The organism is Micromonospora sp. ALFpr18c (assembly GCF_008868155.1).
GTDB lineage: Bacteria > Actinomycetota > Actinomycetes > Mycobacteriales > Micromonosporaceae > Micromonospora.
This window is the reverse complement of the sequence record NZ_WBKR01000324.1, coordinates 1-3,765: the sequence shown is the minus strand read 5'-3', so window position 1 is coordinate 3,765 and position 3,765 is coordinate 1. Positions and strand designations below refer to the sequence as shown.

Sequence of the window (3,765 nt, the reverse complement as noted above, 5' to 3'; positions counted from 1 at the left end):
CGCCCCGGGTGAACCCGAGCCGCTGCTGGTCCGCCTCGTCCAGGTCGTACAGCCAGTCGGCGATCGCGGCGAACGACGAGGCGCCGGCCAGGACCGCGCAGACCGCGACGGTCAGCAACGCGGCCAGGGGATACCGCACTCCGTGCGGATCACGCGGGTCCGGGATCACGCTGACAGCGTCCAGGAGCCCACGACGTTCACCCTCGGTGATCGGCGGTGATGGCGTCTCACCGCTGGGGGTTGTCACAGTCAGTACGGAGATCAGAGATGATGACATCTGCGGGTGGAGTCCTCGGTGTCGTGCAGTCCTAGTACGGCAGCCGCCGTTCGGGATCATGGCTGGAGTTCGAGGTTGAGGCGTCGGGTGTAGTGGGCTTGTCGGGCTCGGGCTTGATGGCGGCGGCGCCAGTCTGACCAGCGCAGACGGTGGGTGAGGTCGCGGATCGGTGTGAGGACGAGGGTGTTGATGAGCCGGCGGGTCTCGTTGACGGTCAGTTTGATCATTGTTGTGTCGGTGGGTTCGTCGGCGGCGTCGGCGGCGCAGATCGCCAGGACGGCGAGGGCGGCCAGGGCGAGGGTGGTGAAGCGGTGCCAGGAGTCCCAGCGGCGGACCTGGTGCTGGTCGAGGCCGACCTGGCCCTTGGCGGCCTGGAAGCCTTCCTCAACTGTCCAACGGGTGCCCGCGACTCGCACGAGTTGGGCCAGGGTGCCCGGGCGTGGGGTCCAGCAGCGGTAGAAGGCCAGTTCACCGGTGGTGGTGTTGCGGCGGATCAGCAGGCTGTGGTGGCCTCCGTCATCGGGGTCGGCGTCGGTGCAGACGTCGTCGAGCCAGGCCCAGTCGTAGAAACGCGGGCCCTTGGATCCGGCTCCCGCGCTGCGGCGTTGCCACGCCGAGGCTGGTAGCTCGGCGGCGACCCGGTCAGCGCGAACCCGGGTTTTGCCGCGGTCGAGGGGGATCAGGTGGCTGCGGGACACGGCCAGGACGTAGCCCAACTGGTGGTGGCGCAGGTGGGCGCGGAAGACGCTGCTGTTGCCATAGGCCTCGTCCGCGGCCGCCCACCCGGCCGGAACGCCGGCGTCGAGGGCTGCTGTGATCATGTCGGCGGCCAGCTCGGGCTTGGTGGCGAAGGCGACCTCGTCGGGGACCCCGGCGGCGTGGCATCGGTCCCGGTCATTGGTCCAGGACACCGGCAGGTAGATCCTGCGGTCGATCAGTGTGTGCCCGTGCCGGCTGGCGTAGCCGCAGAACACCCCGACCTGGGCGTTCTCGATCCTGCCGGCGGTGCCGGTGTACTGGCGTTGCACCCCGACCGTGTGCACGCCCTTCTTCACATCGCCGGTCTCGTCGACGACCAGCACCGCGTCCGGGTCACCGAACCGGGCCACGACCACCGACCGCACATCATCGCGGACCGCGTCGGCGTCCCACATCGCCCGAAACAACAACCGTTGCATCGCATCCGGGCGGGCGTGCCCGGCCTGCTCCGCCAACTGCCAACACGTCTTGACCTCGATATCAGCCAGCAGGCCGGTCACGAACGCCGCAGCCGCCCGCCGTGGCTCGACCCGCCCGAACCGTCCCGCGAACGCATCACACACACCGGCCAGGACCTGCCGCCACCGGGAAGGGTTTACGCTGTGGCACGCGGCCACCGCCAGATCTGAAAGTTTGTCCACAACATACAGACGATCACGCGGTGGCCGCACCTCGTCTAACCGGCCCCCACCAGCGACATCTCAAACGGCGGCTGCCGTACTAGGGAAACTCCATGATCACCCTGAGGGCTTCACCCGCTCCAACCGCCTCCACATAGGCCAATCACCCAGCATCATCCCAGCTCACCAGCTTACCGAACGAGAACGCAACAGCCCTGAGCTACTGGCCGAGGCCGCTTTGCAGCGCTCGGCTTCGATCTCACCGCACGGGCCGATAGAACAACCCAGGCATTCCGCGACTTTTCAAGGGTCCTGGATTCAAGCCCTGCACCCGATCGCGACGCTCTTCCTTCAGGCACCCGCCACTCCCGGGCTATTCCAAAGCCCTGGCGCACAACCAGATAATTGAGGCATCCCGCGATGACACCAGAACAGAAGAAAGCTTTTGAGAGAGTAAGCTCGAATCTGGCGCCGTATGTCATTCGACAATACCCCAAGCGGCTAGACCTCGAAAACCCAATATCTCAAGCATACCTGTACAGTCGAAACCAAGACGGCACTTTAAAGAGTGCGCGAGATGTTGGCGTCAAACATGCCAGTGAACTATTCCTGGAGCACGTAAATAGTATTCAGAGGGAAGGGGGGGTGTTCACCGAAATGGGTGAAGAGGGACTGGCGCGACCGGGAATCTCTGCGGACTTTCCTGAGATCGAATCTTTCCTCAATCGAAGCGATAGACGCAAGAGTCATGATACAAATTCGCATCCCTCGAGAGCTCTTAGGATAGTAATAGAGACAGAAGCAGTCCAGCTGGTGATATTTGCTGACAGCACCGAGCCGGCTACCCTGCGGGACCGGAGAGTGGAGCAAATCACTGATGCAGTGTCTCGCGTGACCAAAGCAGGCTTCTCGATCCCCTCGCCGCTAGAATTTTATCTCCCTAAGTACTCCAGAGGTATCCACCTTCCCTCTTTGAGAGTAGTCGACCCGTGGAACTCGTTTGCGGATTTTTACGCCCCAAACAAAATCATGCTTTCACCGCAACTTCTAAGTACATCACCCCCCAATGGCGCACCTGACTCGGTCGCACTGGAACTCGGTAGCCCATCCGCGGCGATCATTCATGAGATTGGCCACTGCCTGCACTTCGCGCACGCCCCGGAGCGCTTCGTCGACTTGTTTCACACCAAACTCTCCCCAAGGTACCAGCGAGCCGCTAGTGACATCAGCGGCTATGCTGCGAGAAATCCGCATGAATTTACGGCCGAAGTTTTTACCGCCGCAACACTCAAATGCACGATACGTCCAGAGCAGGGGGAGCTGTATCGAGCACTCGGTGGTCCTCTCCCTGCCCGCTCGGCGCCCCAAAGGACAGTCGATCGAGCACTTTTGGCAGAGCTCAATAAATCACACTTCAATAACCAGAGAACGCTGGCCGCGGCTGCCGCAATGCGGACCACTGCCGAAATGAGTCGAAACGTCACCCCTCTCGCATCGCTAAGCTGGACGGGACACGTCCCTGAAGCGGATCGCACTAATTCGCGTAAATTTCAGTAGAGGAACTGTATGGGTCTTTTTTTCCTGCTTTCGTGGGTCGCCAAGTTTGCTTTGGGATAGGTCTATTGAGGAGAAAGTGCAGGCATGAAAAAGGATTTTGTGGATGTCAAATCCCACAGCGCGCTAAGCGAGCCCGAGAGCTTTTTCCAACCTCGCGTCTGTGCTGGTCAGCGGCCTGCTGGCGACTGAACACGCCGGTCCGAAACCAAGTCTCGACCAGCAGATCTCCAGCCGCGGTTACGGTGGCTCGGACGCCCCGCCGGACTCGGTCAGCGGCGCTGACGGCCAGGTTGGAAAAGGGAGCACCGCCATCCCGCCGGAGCCCTTCGGTCTTTGGCTTCCGCCGGGTCTGGCAGGGCTATTGCGTTCTGGGGTAACTGCTGGTCACAGCGGTTATGAGGTCGTGTGAGCGACGGTCGGCGCGGCGGTTGGCGCGGGCGATGTTGGGTTCGCCGTGGATGTGGTGCCAGCCGATTGCGGTGTTACGCAGGGTGGCCATGACGGCGGGTCCGGTGCCGGTGCGGGCCTGGTGAAGATCTTCACGGAACGTCA

The 3,765-nt window shown here is 62.5% G+C and carries 4 protein-coding genes; 1 reads left to right on the top strand and 3 read right to left on the bottom strand.

The window, feature by feature from the left end; all coding sequences use genetic code 11:
• The coding region (locus F8271_RS33605) for a transposase family protein (protein ID WP_225854878.1) at window positions 1-277 on the bottom strand (277 nt) is incomplete at its 3' end.
• A 56-nt stretch (window positions 278-333) separates the two neighbouring features.
• A complete protein-coding gene (locus F8271_RS30455) occupies window positions 334-1,608 on the bottom strand; it encodes an IS701 family transposase (RefSeq protein WP_151493243.1) in 1,275 nt (424 codons plus the stop codon).
• A 468-nt stretch (window positions 1,609-2,076) separates the two neighbouring features.
• On the opposite strand from F8271_RS30455, the gene F8271_RS30450 reads away from it, so the two are divergent.
• Window positions 2,077-3,213 (top strand): hypothetical protein, encoded by a 1,137-nt coding sequence (locus tag F8271_RS30450; protein WP_151493242.1) that lies wholly within the window; start codon window positions 2,077-2,079, stop codon window positions 3,211-3,213.
• Between the two features lie 358 nt (window positions 3,214-3,571).
• Here F8271_RS30450 and F8271_RS33600 read toward each other — a convergent pair.
• Window positions 3,572-3,765: hypothetical protein (locus F8271_RS33600; RefSeq protein WP_151493241.1), on the bottom strand; the 194-nt coding region annotated here is incomplete at its 5' end.